Origin of the sequence: Limnomicrobium aquaticum, from assembly GCF_040545545.1 — a bacterium.
GTDB classification, from domain to species: domain Bacteria; phylum Pseudomonadota; class Alphaproteobacteria; order Rhizobiales; family Rhizobiaceae; genus Ensifer_A; species Ensifer_A aquaticum.
Genome location: NZ_JBEPMB010000009.1, coordinates 164,034 through 181,522 on the forward strand (window position 1 = coordinate 164,034; position 17,489 = coordinate 181,522).

Annotated in this window: 13 protein-coding genes; 9 read left to right on the forward strand and 4 right to left on the reverse strand. The window is 60.4% G+C overall.

Annotated features, from left to right (window positions below; all coding sequences use genetic code 11):
* Positions 1-345: 345 nt before the first annotated feature.
* Positions 346-2,517, forward strand: a complete 2,172-nt coding sequence (locus ABID16_RS20920; protein ID WP_354558313.1) for an autotransporter domain-containing protein — start codon at positions 346-348, stop codon at positions 2,515-2,517.
* A 659-nt stretch (positions 2,518-3,176) separates the two neighbouring features.
* The gene (locus tag ABID16_RS20925; protein WP_354558314.1) at positions 3,177-5,180 is read left to right on the forward strand and encodes an autotransporter domain-containing protein; all 2,004 of its coding nucleotides are present in this window, start codon (positions 3,177-3,179) and stop codon (positions 5,178-5,180) included.
* Between the two features lie 115 nt (positions 5,181-5,295).
* Here ABID16_RS20925 and ABID16_RS20930 read toward each other — a convergent pair whose 3' ends face one another.
* The gene (locus ABID16_RS20930) at positions 5,296-6,147 is read right to left on the reverse strand and encodes a hypothetical protein (RefSeq protein ID WP_354558315.1); all 852 of its coding nucleotides are present in this window, start codon (positions 6,145-6,147) and stop codon (positions 5,296-5,298) included.
* Positions 6,148-6,178: 31 nt separating this feature from the next.
* On the opposite strand from ABID16_RS20930, the gene ABID16_RS20935 reads away from it, so the two are divergent.
* Entirely contained in the window at positions 6,179-6,379 is a 201-nt protein-coding gene (locus ABID16_RS20935; RefSeq protein ID WP_354558316.1) for a hypothetical protein, read from the forward strand.
* A 636-nt stretch (positions 6,380-7,015) separates the two neighbouring features.
* On the opposite strand, the gene ABID16_RS20940 is transcribed toward ABID16_RS20935, so the two are convergent.
* Genes ABID16_RS20940 through ABID16_RS20950 form a run of 3 tightly spaced genes read right to left on the reverse strand, consistent with a single transcriptional unit; the run spans position 7,016 to position 10,184 of the window.
* Positions 7,016-7,849 carry a TIGR01459 family HAD-type hydrolase gene (locus tag ABID16_RS20940; protein ID WP_354558317.1) on the reverse strand — a complete coding sequence of 278 codons (834 nt, stop codon included), beginning with the start codon at positions 7,847-7,849 and terminating at the stop codon, positions 7,016-7,018.
* Positions 7,846-9,114, reverse strand: coding sequence for an FGGY-family carbohydrate kinase (locus tag ABID16_RS20945; RefSeq protein WP_354558318.1), 1,269 nt, complete (start codon positions 9,112-9,114; stop codon positions 7,846-7,848). Before ABID16_RS20945 ends, ABID16_RS20940 begins: the two co-directional genes overlap by 4 nt.
* Positions 9,114-10,184: a class II aldolase/adducin family protein gene (locus ABID16_RS20950; RefSeq protein ID WP_354558319.1), complete on the reverse strand. Its 1,071-nt coding sequence runs from the start codon at positions 10,182-10,184 to the stop codon at positions 9,114-9,116. The genes ABID16_RS20945 and ABID16_RS20950 overlap by 1 nt, the downstream gene beginning before the upstream one ends.
* Positions 10,185-10,387: 203 nt before the next feature.
* Here ABID16_RS20950 and ABID16_RS20955 point away from each other — a divergent pair, with 203 nt between their 5' ends.
* The 6 genes from ABID16_RS20955 to ABID16_RS20980 all read left to right on the forward strand — a co-directional run bounded on the left by ABID16_RS20955 (position 10,388) and on the right by ABID16_RS20980 (position 17,128).
* Positions 10,388-11,170 (forward strand): DeoR/GlpR family DNA-binding transcription regulator, encoded by a 783-nt coding sequence (locus ABID16_RS20955; protein WP_354558320.1) that lies wholly within the window; start codon positions 10,388-10,390, stop codon positions 11,168-11,170.
* 1 nt (position 11,171) lies between these two features.
* Entirely contained in the window at positions 11,172-12,566 is a 1,395-nt protein-coding gene (locus ABID16_RS20960; RefSeq protein WP_354558321.1) for a carbohydrate kinase, read from the forward strand.
* Entirely contained in the window at positions 12,563-14,125 is a 1,563-nt protein-coding gene (locus ABID16_RS20965; RefSeq protein WP_354558322.1) for a sugar ABC transporter ATP-binding protein, read from the forward strand. The genes ABID16_RS20960 and ABID16_RS20965 overlap by 4 nt, the downstream gene beginning before the upstream one ends.
* 2 nt (positions 14,126-14,127) lie before the next feature.
* Positions 14,128-15,111, forward strand: coding sequence for an ABC transporter permease subunit (locus ABID16_RS20970; RefSeq protein WP_354558323.1), 984 nt, complete (start codon positions 14,128-14,130; stop codon positions 15,109-15,111).
* Positions 15,112-15,200: 89 nt separating this feature from the next.
* Complete coding sequence (locus ABID16_RS20975) at positions 15,201-16,139, forward strand: ABC transporter substrate-binding protein (RefSeq protein WP_354558324.1); 939 nt, start codon at positions 15,201-15,203, stop codon at positions 16,137-16,139.
* Positions 16,140-16,216: 77 nt separating this feature from the next.
* Entirely contained in the window at positions 16,217-17,128 is a 912-nt protein-coding gene (locus tag ABID16_RS20980; RefSeq protein WP_354558328.1) for a sugar phosphate isomerase/epimerase family protein, read from the forward strand.
* Positions 17,129-17,489: the final 361 nt, after the last annotated feature.

Genomic DNA, 17,489 nt, shown 5'->3' on the forward strand with positions numbered 1-17,489 from the left:
AATAGCATTTCATCTGGATGATCGGGGCCACAACCTTGGACTGAATTGTCGAGCAGGAAAGCGTCCGTGCAACCATTGGATGCCTTCCGGCCCGAATTGTCATGTCGATACCGGACAGATTCGACGCCAAGCCGCTGCAGGTGGCTTGGCGGTCCTCCATCCGGTGCGCGTCGGCTCCTCCCGGGGCACCGCTTCGTCGACGAATTTGCACGAAAATCAACAGATTGACCGCAGCATTTGCACGCTCTCGCACTTCCGCGTCGCCCCCTGTGCGGCCGTTTTCGTGACGGGTAATAACCAAGAATCTGCAAGGAAAAGGGATGGTGATGCGTGGGAGACTTTCTCATGAGCGGCACGAATAAGACAATTGAAACTCCCAAAGACGCCTGCCACGAAGACAGGCCATTTCGGCGTGCGAATACCTCCGACCTTACGCTGCGTCCTTATCGAAGCCTGCTTCTCGCTTTGCTTGCGGGCGTGCCGGTCTTCATGCCTATGGGAGCTCATGGTTCCGATCTATTGGGACTGGGCACGATCAATGGCGGCGCCAACTCATACGGCTACGCGGTCTCGGCTGACGGAACCGTTGTGGTGGGCGAAGCGAACGATGGCAGCGCGAACAACGTTTCCCGCGCCTTCCGCTGGAGCCAAAGCTCCGGCTTGATCAGTCTCGGCCTTCTCAACGGAGGTCGTTCGTCGGAAGCCTATGGCGTCTCGGCCGATGGAGCGGTCGTCGTGGGTTACGCAGGCGACGGCGCCGCGAACAATGCTTCGCGCGCATTCCGATGGACACAAGGCTCCGGTATGGTCAGCCTCGGCGTCCTAAATGGCGGTAACGGCTCCTCCGCCAACGGCGTCAGCGCCGACGGCAGCGTGGTGGTCGGCTATGCGGCTGACGGCACCGCAAACAATAAAAATCGCGCCTTTCGCTGGACCCAGCAGACTGGCCTGGTCAGCCTCGGGACGCTCAACCGCGGAGCAGCCTCGATCGCCAATGCGGCGTCTGCCGACGGATCGGTCGTTGTGGGCTATTCCAATGACGGCGCCGCGAATAACCGCGACCGCGCCTTCCGCTGGACGCAAGCGTCCGGTCTGGTCAGCCTCGGCGTGCTCAATGGCGGCTTCTACTCATATGCCAACAGCGTAAGCGGCGACGGATCGGTCGTCGTCGGTAATGCAACGGATGGTGCGGCGGCCAATTCCACCCGCGCTTACCGATGGACCCAAAGCGCGGGTATGGTCAGTCTAGGCGCACTCAACCGTGGCTCAATGTCCGCGGCGACCGGGGCGTCCGCCGATGGGGCGGTGGTTGTGGGCTATGCCACGGACGGCGCCAATAACGATACACGGCGCGCGTTCCGCTGGACACAGGGCACCGGCTTGATCACCGTGGATCAATGGCTTCGTAATAACGGCGTCACACTTCCCAACGACGTCACGCTGGAGGCGGACGGCGTTTCAGCCGACGGTAGCGTCGTGGCAGGAACACTCGCGAGCAACCGCGCCTTCATCGCCCGAGGTCCGGTTCCCCTCACGGTTTCGCCCTCCAACGCAACAGCCGCCCCGACCGCGACGACCACCACCGCCGGCCTGATGGATGTGACCAACTTCCAGCAGAGCCTTGTCAGCGCGCCGCGAGTGTCCGGGCAGCTGCAGAATGCGGACGTCGCGATCAACGGCGCGCATTCCTCGCCGCTCTTCATGCTGCTCGATGCGGGGCAATCCTCCGCATGGTTCACCGGCGATGGAGGCTATTCGAGCATGAAATCCTCGCAAGGCGGCATCGGCGCGGGCGAATTCGGTTTCGGACGCGGGATCGAAGGGGGCTGGACGGTGCGCGTTGCCGTCGGTGGGCAATATGCGCGGATGGATACGCCGAATGCCGGTAACTCCGTGTTCTCCTCTGGTTATGTTGCTCCCGATGTCTCCTATGCTGCTGGCGGCGGCGTGGTCGCAACGCTCTCCGGCTATTTCAACTGGGGCAAGGCGGATATCCGGCGCGGTTATCTGAATGGCGCGGCCAATGATTCATCCTTCGGCTCGGCTGCGACGCAGACCTACGGCGTCCGCGCCCGTGTCGACTGGCAGGATGCGTTCAAGCTGGCCTCGACTGGCGTCTCCCCCTTCGTCAGCTATACCTATCTGAACTCGCAGATGAACGGCTACACAGAAACGGGCGGGAGCTTCCCGGTCCAGTTCAACGGGTCTCGCGAGGTTTCCAACGCGGTGCGTATCGGGGCGGATGCCACGACGCCGCTCAACGACCAGTTCGCCCTCGTCACCCGTTTCGAATATGGCCATCGTTTCGAGAAGGCTGGCGCCGGCGTCAGCGGGCAGATCCTCGGGCTTTCGGCCTTTTCCATCGACGGCGCTTCCGTGCAGCAGGACTGGCTGCGCGGCGGCCTCGGCATGAGCTACAAGCTGGGTAACGGTGACGGCCTCGTCATGGTCAATACATCGAACCAGACGGGCAAGAATACGACCTGGGTTTCGGCGAGCTACCGCGTGAAGTTCTGAGCGTTTCCGCGGGTTCCCGATACGCAATCGACCGGAGTCCGGCATGCGCGAAAGATACAGGTCCGGGTTCAAGCTGTTCGGCTGAGGTAACGGGTCTTTGCGACGCCGACGGGTTTTGCCTTTCATCGCCTGACCTGAGAGACAGGCAACGTTCCGCACCAGAGACATGGGTCGCGCTTATTTGCACGGAAATCGACAAAATCCCCACGGTTCTTGCACGCGATAGCACTTCGCTCGCGGGGTTCTGTCCACCTCTGCCGATCTGCGGATAGGTACCTCTGACGTTGACAGGAAGAGGGAAAAGGTGACCCATGGGAGCATGTCTCATGAGCCGCAGGACCGTGTGGGGCAAGAGCCGGACCGAGCGACACGCAGATGCCGCATATGCGGAGGAAGGGCCGAAATCCGGCCTCCCCGCGACGCCCGCCCGGACGGTTTCGCTGCCGGACAGCCGTGCTTCCCGCGTTTGGCCTCGATATGCACCGATTGCGGCGACGCGGGGGATGTACGTCAGAGCGTCTCAATGTTTAATGGAAACGCTGAAGCGCTCTATCTCCTTGTTTTTGCATAATTCCAGACGCGAAACCGGTTTCCAGTTTCGGCTCGGAATTGCTAAAATCGATTATCTGGGCGTTTTGGGATTTGGCTTCGCCGCAAGCATGGCAACCGGCGCACTTGCCGGTAGCACGACGACACCGGCAAGTTACACCGATCTCGGCACTTTCGGGGGGACAATCTCCTATGCCAGCGACGTCAGCGCCGACGGCTCCGTCGTCGTGGGACAGGCCTGGGCGACCAACGACAATGCTGGCCGCGCCTTCCGCTGGACGGCGAGCAGCAACACCATGGTCGATCTCGGAACCTTCGGCGGGATAGACTCCGCAGCCAACGCTGTCAGCGACGACGGTTCGGTTGTCGTGGGCCGGGCCTTCATCACCAACAATGTCGCGCAGCGCGCCTTCCGCTGGACGTCGGCCACCAACGCCATGACCGATCTGGGAACCCTCGGGGGGAGCGACTCCTTTGCCCAGGATGTGAATGCCGACGGCTCCGTGATCGTGGGCTATGCCTACACGACCAACAACGCCGCGCAGCGCGCCTTCCGCTGGACGTCGGCCACCAACACCATGACCGATCTCGGCTCGCTGGGCGGGGTGTTCTCCTTTGCGTGGCGCGTCAATGCCGACGGCTCCGTCGTCGTGGGCGAGTCCCTCCTGGCCAACGGCTTCGCATCCCACGCCTTCCGCTGGACGTCGGCCACCAACACCATGGTCGACCTCGGCACCCTCGGGGGAACAGACTCCACTGCGCAGGGCGTCAATGCCGATGGCTCCGTGGTCGTGGGCACTGCCAGCACGGCCAACGACGCGGCATCCCACGCCTTCCGCTGGACCGCGGCCACCAACACCATGGTCGACCTCGGTACCCTCGGGGGAACAGACTCCGCTGCCAACCGCGTCAACGCGGACGGCACTGTCGTCGTGGGCGCCGCCAACACGACCAACGACGCCGCGCAACTCGCCTTCCGCTGGACGCAGGCCTTGGGCATGGTCTCGGTGGACGATTGGCTGCGCAGCCAGGGCGTGTCCCTTCCGAGCGACGTGACGCAGTCGGCCCACGGCGTTTCCGCGAACGGCAATGTCATTGTCGGTCAATTGCAGAACGGTCACGCCTTTATCGCGCGCGGCACATCGACGGTCACGACCCCTGACAGCCCACAGACGACCCCGGCGGGCCTCATGGACGTGACAAACTTCCAGCAGAGCCTTGCCAATACACCGCGTGTTTCGGGACAGTTGCAGAACGCGGACATGGCGGTGAATGGCGCGCATTCCTCGCCGCTCTTCATGCTGCTCGATGCCGGGCAGTCGTCCGCGTGGTTCACGGGCGATGGCGGCTATGCCAATGGCGCGTCCTATCGTGGCGGCCTGGGTGCAGGCGAATTCGGCTTCGGCCGTGGGCTGGACGGTGGCTGGACGGTGAGGATCGCGGGCGGCGGGCAATATGCGCGGATGGATACGCCCAATGCGGGGAACTCCGTGTTCTCGTCGGGCTATGTTGCGCCCGATGTCTCCTATGCCGTTGGCGGCGGTGTCGTGGCAACCCTCTCCGGCTATTTCAACTGGGGCAAGGCGGATATCCGTCGCGGCTATCTCAACGGCGTGGCAAACGATTCGTCCTTCGGCTCGACGGCGACGCAGACCTATGGCGTCCGTGCCCGCGTGGACTGGCAGGACGCGTTCAAGCTCGCCTCAACGGGCATCTCGCCCTTTGCCAGCTATACCTACCTGAACTCGCAGATGAACGGTTACACGGAAACCGGCGGCAGCTTCCCGGTTCGGTTCGACGGGTCGCGCGAGACTTCCAACACGGTGCGCATCGGTGCCGATGCCAAAACCCCGCTGACCGACAATCTCGCCCTCGTCACCCGTCTCGAATACGGCCATCGTTTCGAAAAGTCCGGCGCCGGTGTCAGCGGACAGATCCTCGGGCTTTCGGCCTTCTCACTCGACGGCGCAAGTGTGCAGCAGGACTTCCTGCGCGGCGGTCTGGGCATGAGCTACAAGATCGGCAATGGCGACGGGCTGGTGATGGTCAATACGTCGAACCAGACCGGGAAGAATACGACCTGGCTCTCGGCGAGCTATCGGGTGAAGTTCTAATGACCGCCTTTGGGGAAGATGGCATGAGTTCGTTACTGACTGTATATCGACATAAGGCGCGTGAAGCTCGAAACGAGCCAGAGCGTCTCGGGCTCGTCCCGGAAGTCGGGGGCAACTAAATTCGGGTCTCGATTATCTCCGCGTAATAGGCAAGGAGCAGGGCTATATGAGCCCGGTAGATCGAAATAAGGCGAGGAGTGAGGACGATCTTGTAGGTTGCCGCGTTCTCCAGGACGATGAGGTCATGGTCCACGGCGTCGGCCAGAAGCTGGCGCAGATGGCTGCGCGACAGATTGTGTTTGCGCGCCAGATCAGCCAACGAAACCGTGACATGCGTCCCGCCCGGAATGTCACGCTCAAAGGCGCCGGCCTGATCGAGAATGACCGAAAGAATGTGAAAGCCACCATCGCGCGCGGTGAAGGGGCGCATTTCCTCATAATGGTTCCACGGCGCGAAGCCGGCCAGCATGTCCTCCCCTGACGCCTGAATGAATCGACGTCGCGTCGTGGGATCGGAATAGCGCCTGACGCAAATCGGCTCGGGAAGCAGGATATCCGCCCCCTCAAGAATCGCCTCGACAATGGTATCAAGGTGCTGCACGAACTGCGACGAAGGCACCAGACGACGGATACGCCGATCCGTTCCCGGCTGGGTCTGAAGATATTTGCCCAGCTCCATCATTTTCAGAAATGTATAGACCCGCCCGCGGCTCGCGATTCCAAGCTTCTCACAGGCATCCTGAACGCGCCCGACCGTGAGGGTGACGGATGGGTCGTCCTGCGAGATGGCATCAAAGATGATGCACAGATTGGCAATGATGGTGCGTGCCGTCTCATTGACGAGAAAGCGGGCAACGCCCGGTCCCTGGTAGAGCCGGATCGCCATGAGGCTGAAACTGGCCATGGCCCTATAGAACTGCGGGTGACGCTCGAACTCAGCCGCCCGCACCAGAAGCTCGGGCGTCATGTGGGTGCGCGGCGGAGGGGAAAATTTCGAAATGACGTTCATGACGGTCGGGCAAGGAGCACAAGGCAAATCGGGAAAGAATGGCCGGTTAGCAGATTTGATGTCGTATAGCCTGCCCGATATAGCATTCGATCCAAAATTCGCCACCCGTTCTCGTCAGCTGGCCTCAGATGCGCTCTTAATTATTTCGGTATCACTATTTGTCTCGTCTGCCCAACATGCCCTGACGTAAAAATCGCTCCGTTGACAGGTCCGATGCGTTGAAGACATGGCAATGGGCGTCGATAAGCAGTCGACCACCGACAGGGGTGTTTGGGGACTTCGGTTTCCAGCAGCTCACATGGGCGAGTCCAGACAGGGATCCCCGCTTCAAAATATCACGACGAAACATGAAAAAGCCACAAATCCGCCGAGATGCAATCACAAGACGATTGCTGACGCAAGGTGCGCGTTGACAGATTACTGCTCCGCCCTGGGTGGCTGGTCTCCGCACTTGCCAGCCCCTGACGGGCTGGTGACATATGCGCGAGTAACGGATTACGCTCGATAGAAGGCAGAGTTCTGTTTCGGAGCTCCATATCTGCTATTCCGGAGAACAAGTAGCTGCCCGTACACGGAAATTCGTTGCGAACATGTTGGCAAAACGACAGGTCGGCGGTTTGAATCGCTTCAAGAGCAACGATTGCGGCAACGAAATTTTCCCCAATCGTCGTTGAGGCAATGGATAAAAGGGAAATCTCATACGTTATCAACGTGGCTGAACGGATCCTGGAAGAGTGCAATTCTGAGACCTCGCGCGCTTCTATCCGGCGCGAAAACGGGGGTCGAGCCACATGCGCACAACTCCCGTGATCATGTGAACCGGCAATTACTGGAATGCACTCAGGATGAATGTCGGCTTGCGATCGGCTGTCATCAAGATGTCGACCTCCTTCAGGGGCAAATCTGCGAGAATGCCGGTCAGGACCAGTGCGGAATCCAATCCGAACTTTGCAGCGCCAAGAATGTCATGATCGATGCTGTCACCAATGCAGACGACGTTGGAGAGCGACGGGTTTCCGACCGATCGCATCGCGTGCTCGTAGATGTCTCGATGCGGCTTGCCAAACCACCGAACGGGGCCACCCAGCCTTTGGTAGAGCGTCGCAATGCTGCCCGCGCCGGGAGCTGTCGTCCCGTCTGCTAGCTTGTAAATATCGGGATTGGTGCAGATCGCTGGCACCTGCCGCACCGCCGCAGGTCGCAACATGTCCGCATAGACCTGCATCGGTATCTTCTCTGCTTCGCTTCCCGAAATGACCACGAGATCCGCCTCGGCGGCATCCTGAGTGTGCTGAAACCCAAGCCGATCGGCGAGATTGCGGTCATCGCCACTCGAAATGGTCAGGCAGCGTGTCGCGGCAGGCAAAGACATTCCCTTTTGCGACAGCACGGCATAAGCGGCATCGCCGGACGTGACGAATCGGTCGAAGCTCTCGCGGCTAAAGCCGAGCCGTGTAAAGCGCTCAGCATTATATTCTCCGCTGCGGCCCGAATTGGACAGGATGACGACGGTTTTGCTGGCGGCCTTCAATCCATGCAGCGCTTGCGCTGCGCCCGGATACGCACCTTCGTTGTCGCGCAGCACGCCGAACTGGTCGATGAAAAAAACCTGGTATCGATCGATCAGCTTCGCGAGCGTGGTGGTAGCGACATCTTTCAATGCGAACTCCCGGCAAGGACAAGGAATGCTGTGCCGACCGCAGCCTCTGTCGACCGCGCCGGCTGGAAGTCAACGCCGAGCGCCCTTTGCCGCATGAGGGTCCAGACCGGATTCCGTGATCCACCTCCGACAGTCCGCACCGACGCCAGGCTCGGGCCCCCGAGCATTTCGAGGAGATCGTAACCCCGTTTCTCCACCGCCGTCATTCCCTCAAGCAGCCCTTGAAAGAAGAGGGCATCGTCTGCGGGGCGCGGGTCAAGCCTCGGCGGGTAGTTCGGATCGTTCACAGGAAAGCGTTCGCCGGGTTTCAGTAGCGGATAATAGTCGAGCTGGGTCGGAGTGTCGGGCGTAAGTCGGGCTGTCAGGTCCTCGAGCCGGTGGTCCCCGATCAGGCTGCGGATCACCGCGCCGCCGGTGTTGGAGGCACCGCCGATCAGCCAGAAACCGAGTATTCGATGGGCATAGATGCCATATTGGACCGCGTTGACCGGACGATCCGAGGCAAGTTTCAGCACCATCGTCGAACCGAGGGCTGTCACGCCGTCGCCATGCCGGCTTGCACCGGTTGCCAGGAATGAAGCGCAACCGTCCGTCGTTCCGGCATGGATATGGCAGGTTTCTGAAAGTCCGAACGCCTTTGTCAGCGATCCGACCGTCCCGATCCGGGCGCCTGCGCGCACGACGGCAGGCAAGCTATCGATCGGCATGCCGGCCTCCGCAATCCAGTCGGGCCAACGCTCCCCGGCCAGATCGTATCCTGTCTTCAGAGCATTGTTCTCGTCCGAAATTGTGTTCTCAAGACCAAGCTGCATGGCAATCCAGTCCGCCTGATGGAGGACCATCGCATCTCTGGACACGGTTTTCAGATGGATGGCCCGCGCCAACCCGGAATTTGCGCCCTGCGCCGGGCTGTCGGCAGGGGCGACGGCCGCAATGCGCTTGACGATCTGCGCGTCCGGGCAAGGCTCGTTATACATCAGCACATCGAGCGGCCTGCCCATCGGATCGACCGACAACACCGTGCCGGAAGTTCCGTCAACTGCCAGTCCCTGTACGCTGTCCAGCGAGGTCTGTCCGGCAAGTGCCGAAAGACATTCGACGGCACGCTGCCACCAGGCCGCTGGAGCCCGCGTTTCCGCCGCCTCCTGAAACGGGGCGGTCGCCAGGGCGACGGTATTTCCATCTTGCGAAACGGCGGCGGCGCGCACCCCCGATGTTCCGACATCGATGCCGATCGCAACTGCGGGTGAAGGTATTTGCGCCATCAAAGTCCCAAAGCCTTTCGATCCAGCGCCTGCCGGTATCGTTCCGCTTCCCAATTTGTGAGCTCGGCTTCGGCCTCAGCGCCGATATAGGCCGGAACGGTCTCGTCCGCGATGCGCGTCACCACTTCTGCGAGGCAGCGCGCCATCACTTCGCCGCCCGGTGTCAGCGTATCGGAAAGCAGGACGCCCTTGCCGGGCACGATCAACATTTTTATCGGCTCGGCGTCGCCGGCCGCAGCCCGCAGGTGCTCGGCCACCGTTTCACCAGGTGCAAGCACACCGTTTTGGGTGCCAAGAAAGATGACATGGTCCGGGTAAAGCGAGCCCCCGGTGGCAATCCGGGCGGAAACGACATCAAGCGCGGTCCGGTGGCTTTCGAGATCCACTGCGGGTCTGAAGCCGGAGCCCGCAGAAAGCGCTTCAAGCTCCGGCATGTCCGGTACTCCGACATGCCGGGGCGCGATTTCCAGCGCTGCGGTCACCCGCTCGATCCTGTCAGCGACCTCCTCAACGCTGTCTCCACAAACGATCACGCCGTGATTGAAGAGAAAGAGAATGTCGTGTCGGCCGCTGGCAACCTTGTCGATTTCGCGCGCCAGCGGCACGCCCGGTCGCCGATACGGGACAGTGGCCCAGGTGAGATCCGGCAGGGCGGCCATGCACGCCTTTAGCCGTTCGCTGCGATCCGAGGCAACGGCATGCGCGATCGTGTTGACACAATGGTAGTGAGCGATCACGCGCTGCGGCAATGCCGCATGAAAGCTTGTCTCTATCGAAGGCCTGAGCCCACTCAGGTTCAGCGCCTCGACTACGAAATCGGTGGATTTCTCAGCGCGAGGATCGCCGGCGCGCAACGCTTCCACCAGTGGCGTCACCTCGACGGGAACCATGATTTCCTTTGTGCCTGCCTCAGAAAGCCAGGTACCCGAGGCTTTGACCCACATGACCCCATCGGCCTTGATGGATGTATTACCACCAGCGCCCTGGGTTTTCAGGACATCCGTGCCGATCCGCCGGGATAGATCGATGAAATTGTCGAAATCGACCGGGCGTGTTGTTGGTCCTGCCATTCTTTCCTCCCGTACCTCCATCACACGGCAACGCTGGTTCGTACAAAAATTGCTGCACTGCATGATGGAGTTTACGCGTACAGGGTATATCGATGAGTGAATTACGTCAACAATGATGTTTTTAGATCATGCTACTTGAGATATCTGTCGTCATGTGATTATAGTTGATCATCCATGCATGAGGAGCATGGGAGGAGGATCCCTTGAGCGACGCTGATCGGCACAGGCTTATTACTGATCTGCTGAAAGAGCAGCCGTTTGCGTCCGTGCGCGATCTCCAGGAGTATCTCGGCGTCTCTGCCGCAACCGTCCGTCGCGATATCGACAAGCTTCACGAGATCGGCAAGGCACGAAAGGTTTACGGCGGCATCTCGGCGAGCGAAGGCGCAGGTGCGGGACGTATCGCCGCGCGGCCATATAACGAGAACCGCGACATTGCGGTGGAAGCGAAGCGTGCGATTGCCGAGGCTGCTGCAGCGCTTGTCCGCGACGGCGATTCCATTATCGTTCATGCGGGGTCCACCTGCTTTCAGCTCGGCCTCCTGCTCGCCCGGCGCAATGTGCGGATCTACACGAATTCCATGCCGCTTGCCGCTCATCTCGGAGAGCATGGCACCTGCCAATTGACGGTCGCGGGCGGCGAGCTTTACCGCGAGCCCCGCATCATTCACGATCCGTCCGCCGGTCTTCCAAGCTTTTTCGCATCGCGCTTCTTTGTGGGCACGCAGGGTATCAGCAGCGAAGGCCTGCTGGAATCGCACCCGCTTCTGTCGAAGGTGATTGCCGAGCTTTCTACGCGCACGGATGAAATCGTCGTTCTCGCCGATAGCCGCAAACTATCGATCCAGGCGCGTCATATCGTGTTGCCGCTATCGCGGATCGGCACCGTAATCACGGATGACGGTTTGGCGGATGCCGATGCGAAAATGCTGGAAAATGCCGGCGTGACGATCATCGTCGCGAACGCCTCGGGACAGGGAGGCTGAGATGAACAGCGCCTCATCCTCCAGCATTGCCGTCTTTGATCTCGGCAAGACAAATTCCAAGCTGTTCATCTTCGCAGCCGATGGAAGCATGGTGGCCGAAAGCCGGACAAGGCCCGTTTGGCGCGACAAAGGCGGACTTCGGGTGCTCGACGACGGGCATCTCTTCTCATGGATGCAGGGCGAACTGAACGAACTCGCCGACCGTCACCGGATTTCCGGAGTCATGTTCTCGGGCCATGGCTGCACCTTTGCGCTAGTCGCCGGGTCAAGCCTTGCAGCCCCCATTCTCGATTACGAGCAGGAACCGCCGAGCGATGTCGCGGCGAGGATCGATCGTCTTGTGCCGGCATTCGAGGAAACCTTTTCGCCCCGATTACCGCTCGGCTTCAATTATGGCCGCCATATTCTTTGGTTGCAGGACCGCGACCCCGCATTGCTGGAGAATTGCGATACAATTCTTGCCTATCCGCAATTCTGGTCATGGCGCTTCGCGGGCGTGGCAGTGTCCGAGGTTTCCTATCTGGGCTGCCATTCACATCTTTGGGCACCCCTGAACGACGATTACAGCAGCCTCGTTCATGAACAGGGCTGGCGTTGCAAGATGCCAGCGATGGCACGGGCAGGGGCTCCCGTCGGGACCTGGAACACCAAGTCCAGAACCCTAACAGTCCATAACGGCGTCCACGACAGCAATGCCGCGCTCTATTATTATCGCTCGCTCGGCTTCTCGGACTTCACGCTCGTTTCCACGGGCACCTGGGTCATCATCTTCAATCTGGCCTGCGCGCTGGACGCGCTCGACAGCGAGCGCGACATGCTCGCCAATGTCACAGTCGATCATCAGCCGGCAGCCACGATCCGTTTCATGGGGGGGCGGGAATATGAGATCGCCAGTGGCGGCTGGAACAAGCCGATCGGTTTGGAGGCTGTCGCCGCCGTGATCCGCAAGGGCATATTCGCCCTGCCGTCATTTGCCCCCGGTGGACCGATGCCGGGCTGCGAGGGCTGCTTCGTGGGACCCGCCGCAGAAGGTGAGGAGCGCGCCGCTGCCGCGCTTCTCTACGTGGTCCTGATGACGGATCTCTCGCTCAGCCTCATCAGGTCGGAAAACGATATCGTCATCGATGGCGGGCTGGTGAAGACAGGACTTTATCAAGTCCTGCTCGCGACCCTGCGTCCGAAGCAAAAGGTCCTGGTCAGCGCTGTCTCCGAAGGCAGCGCGCTGGGGGCCGCAGCCCTGGCGTTCGAGTCAACTGGGCTTTCCCCCTTTGTCAACGAGTGCGGCCGGGCAGACCCCGTCGCCATCGACGGGCTTTCCGCCTACCGGACGCGTTGGCTGTCGCTCGCCCAAAGCCGCCTCGGCGGCATGTCGCCCGGCAAGGAGGCAAACGGATGACGGCTCAACAGGTCGCATCTCCGGCCAGGGTCCCGGTTCTGGAAATGCGTAATATTTCCAAGACATTCGGGCCGGCGCGTGCGCTCTCCAACGTCTCCCTGACCGTGCATGCAGGCGAGGTTCACGCACTGATGGGCGAAAACGGGGCCGGCAAGTCCACGCTGATGAAGGTGCTCTCTGGTGCCTACAGGGCAGATGCGGGCGGCGATATATTGATCGACGGTAAGCCGGTCGTGACCGGCGATCCGATCAAGGCCAAGGAAAACGGCATTGCCGTTATCTATCAGGAACTGTCACTGGCGCCGAACCTGACCGTGGCGCAGAACATGTATCTCGGAGCCGAGCCCTCCCGCTTCGGCATCGTGAACCGCTCGGACATCCGCTCGCGTGCCGAACCGATCCTCAAACGCCTCGGGCTCGGCTTCGGCGCAGATACCCTTGTGTCGACGCTTTCGCTCGGCGAGCGGCAGATGGTCGAGATCGCGCGCGCGCTGACGACCAATGCCCGGATCATCGTCATGGATGAGCCGACAACCTCGCTGACGACACGCGAGACGGACAAGCTGTTTGAGGTGATCGCCAGCCTGAAGGCCCAGGGAATCGCCATCATCTACATCAGCCACCGCATGGAAGAGATTTACAAACTCGCGGACCGCGTGAGCGTGCTGCGTGACAGCGCCTATGTCGGCACGTTGGACCGTGCCGATCTTTCGGCGGCGAAGCTTGTCTCCATGATGGTCGGCCGCGATCTCTCGTCCTTCTACAAGAAGGAGCACCATGCGCCGGACGGCGAACAGACGGTGGTGCTTTCCGTGCGCGATCTCGGCGACGGCAGACGCGTGCATGACTGCTCCTTCGACGTCCACGCCGGCGAGGTGCTGGGTATTGCAGGCCTTGTCGGCTCTGGACGTACGGAACTCGCGCGGCTGATCTTCGGCGCCGATCGCAAGACCGGCGGCAGCGTGGTCCTCAACGGCCGCGAACTTTCCATTGATGGACCGCGCGACGCAATGGACGCCGGAATTGCCTATCTGACGGAGGATCGGAAAGGTCTCGGGCTTTTCCTCGATTTGTCGGTCAGCGAAAATGTCAATGTTGCCGTCATCGGCGATGATGCAAAACCCGTCGGGATTCTGGATTTTGCCAAGGCACGCAAGCGCGCGGACAGGGCGGTCTCCAACCTTTCCATTCGCACCGCAAGTACCGGCATCAATGTCGGGGCGCTTTCCGGCGGCAACCAGCAGAAAGCCCTGATTGCGCGGCTTCTCGAGACACGGCCCAAGGTGATCATTCTCGATGAACCGACACGCGGCGTAGATGTCGGCGCGAAGTCGGAGATCTACCGGATCATCGACGAACTCGCCCGCGAAGGGATCGCCATCGTGATGATCTCCAGCGACCTTCCGGAAATCATCGGCATTGCAGACCGGGCTCTGGTCATCCGCGAGGGGCGCATCGTCGGACAAGTGGCTGCCGCACCCGGCGCGCCGATCGTGCAAGAAGCAATCATGACGCTTTCGACCGGCGCTATTTCCGACGTACCGCAAAAGGAAGCCTGACCATGGCAGATATACAGAACACCAAGACAACCATGGACAAAGCCCGGCTGCGCTCCACCTTCACGGCGCTCGGCATGCTGCCGGTGCTCATCCTGCTGGCCATCGGTTTCCACGTTCTGAGCGGGCGCTTTCTGTCGGTCAACAATCTTTCGATCGTCATGCAGCAGGCGTCGATCAACACGGTGCTTGCCGCAGGAATGACCTTCGTGATCCTGACCGGCGGCATCGACCTGTCGGTGGGTTCGATCCTGGCCGCCTCTGCCATGGTTGGCGTCATGGTCTCGCTTTGGCCCGACATCGGCATGCTCGGCGTGCCGGCAGCGATCGCCGTCGGATTGGGCTGCGGGCTCATCAACGGCATCATCATCGCTTTCTTGAAACTCCCGCCCTTCATCGTGACGCTGGGTTCGTTGACGGCGATCCGAGGCATCGCGCGTCTGCTCGGCAACGATACGACGGTGTTCAATCCCGATCTTCCCTTCGATTTTATCGGCAATGGTTCGCTCTTTGGTATTCCGTGGCTGGCGATCATCGCGACCATCACCATCGTCGTCTCGTGGTTCATCCTGAAGCGCACCGTGCTGGGCACATGGATCTACGCGGTCGGCGGTAATGTCGAAGCAGCCCGGCTTACCGGTATCAAGGTGCCGCTGGTCCTGCTCTTCGTTTACGCGATGTCGGGGCTGTTTTCCGGTCTCGGCGGCGCCATGTCCGCCGCGCGCCTCTACGCCGCAAACGGCTTGCAACTTGGCCAGTCCTACGAACTCGACGCGATTGCGGCCGTCATTCTCGGCGGAACGAGCTTTGTCGGCGGGGTCGGTTCGATCTGGGGGACGCTGATCGGCGCGCTGATCATCGCCGTCCTGTCCAACGGTCTAATCCTCGTCGGGGTGTCCGACATCTGGCAGTACATCATCAAGGGCCTGGTCATCATCGTTGCCGTAGCGCTCGACCGCTACCGGGCGAAGGGCCTCAGCCGTACCTGAACCGCTCACCGGTAGAGCGAAACCATCCGGAATTTCGACAGGAAATTTTCGGCAACAACGACGCGAGGAGCGTCACAAAGGAGGAAATTATGCGCATGCTTTCGAAATTCATGATCGGCACGGCACTTGCCGCTGTCATAGCAATGCCGGCGTCGGCAAAGGATCTGAACAAGATCGGCATCTCCGTCGGTCTTCTCGGAAATCCGTTCTTCGTTGCCACCATCAAGGGGATCGAAGATGCGGCCAAGAAGATCAATCCGAAAGTCCAGGTCACGTCCGTTTCCGCCGATTACGACCTGAACAAGCAGGTTTCCCAGATCGACAGCTTCATTGCAGCAGGTGTCGACATCATCATGCTCAACGCGGTCGATGCCAAGGCGATTGCGCCGGCAGTGAAAAAGGCGACTGCTGCAGGCGTTGTCGTCGCCGCGTTCGACGTGTCCGCGCCGGGTGCCGACGTCACTGTCATGACCAACAATGTCAAGGCCGGTTCCGAAGCCTGCCAGTATCTCGTCGACAAGCTGGGCGGCAAGGGCGATGTGGTCATCATCAACGGGCCGGCATCCTCGTCGATCCTCGACCGCGTCAAGGGCTGCAAGGAGACGCTTGCGAAGGCTTCGGGCATGAAGATCCTTTCGGACGACCAGAACGGTCAGGGTTCGCGCGATGGCGGTCTCGCCGTGATGCAGGGCCTGCTCACCCGCTTCCAGAAGATCGACGGGATTTTCGCCATCAACGATCCGACGGCGATCGGGGCCGAGCTCGCGGCCAAGCAATTGAACCGCAAGGAGTTCATCATCACCGCCGTGGACGGTGCTCCCGATATCGAAAAGGCGCTGGCTGACAAGAACTCTCTGATCAAGGCATCCGCCTCGCAGGATCCTTACACGATGGCAGGACAGGCGCTGCAACTCGGCGTCGAGGTGCTGAATGGTAAGAAGCCGGCCGAACCGGTCGTGCTGCTCGATCCGCAGTTGATCACGGCGGAAAACCTCAAGGACTACAAGGGTTGGACGGCAGCGCGCTGATCCCGATCGACCCGGCTCCGGGGGCTCTTGTTCCCCGGAGCAACCTCTCGAAAATCGCTTCTCAGCCGGGTGCTCGCATGTCGAAAATTGGTGTCCATTCCTTTGTCTGGAGCGCAGGTTCATCCAAGGATGAGCTGGAACGCGCGATGGTTCAGTCCCATGAACTCGGGTTCGATCTGATTGAGTTTTCCTACATCGATCCTGCCCAGGTGGATGTGAACTGGGTAGCCGCGCGGCTGAAGGAACTGAAGCTCAATGTTGCGATCAGCATGGGCCTCCCGCCGGAAGGCGACATTTCAAGCGAGGATCCGGCCACGGTCGCGCGTGGCATCGAGATCCTGAAGACCTCCATCGCATTGACTCGCGATCTTGGCGGGACGAAGCTTGCCGGCATCTTGAGTTCCGCGCACGGCAAACAGGAAACCGCGCTCACGCGCAAAGCCTGGGACACCAGCGTTTCGGCCTTCACCAAGGTTGCAGAAAACGCGATGGCGGCAGGCGTGACGCTCAATCTTGAAGTGGTGAACCGCTTCGAAAGCAACATGCTCAACACGGCTGCGCAAGGACTGGCCTATATCGCGGATGTCGGCGCCTCCAATGTCTTCCTGCATCTCGATACCTTCCACATGAATATCGAGGAGGCCGATGTCGGTCTGGCCATCCGCAATGCCGCGGGCAAGATCGGTTATGTGCATATCGGCGAGAGTCACCGCGGCTATCTTGGCACGGGGAACATCGATTTCGGCAAGATATTCGACGCGTTGGTGGCCATTGGCTGGGAGGATTTTGTAACTTTCGAGTCCTTCTCTTCGGCCATTGTAGACCGCACCCTCTCGCTGAAGACAGCTATCTGGCGGGACTTGTGGAAGGACAACCTGGAGCTGGCCATACACGCCCGGAAATTCATTGCCCTTGGTATGGAAACAGCCCAATTGAAAGCCGAATTGGTCAAAAATGCGCATCTACCGTCAGGGCAATCCTTGGCGTAGGATACCGCTGGCTCGCGCAAGCGACAGCTACTGGGCACTTGGGGTTAATCGCCCTCGAACTTGTACACAAACCCGTGACCGGCTTGTTCACTCGAGTTGCAATCTCGGTTATCGACCAAGTTTCCTTCAGGCTAAGAGCCGAATATTTCTTCGGCGTCATTTCCAACGCGGCTATCGCGCGTCAAGCAACCCTGGATTAGAAAGACGCTGGGATCGCGCGACATCCTCGGGCTTTCCCGTTGCCCAACGGAGTGGCGGCTCTATCCCTAGAACGTTTCACCGTTTTTCTGAATCGGTTGGGATTCCCAAATCAGTTTTGTTCTGATTCTTTGATGCTGGTTGGATGGAGGCCAGCATCACA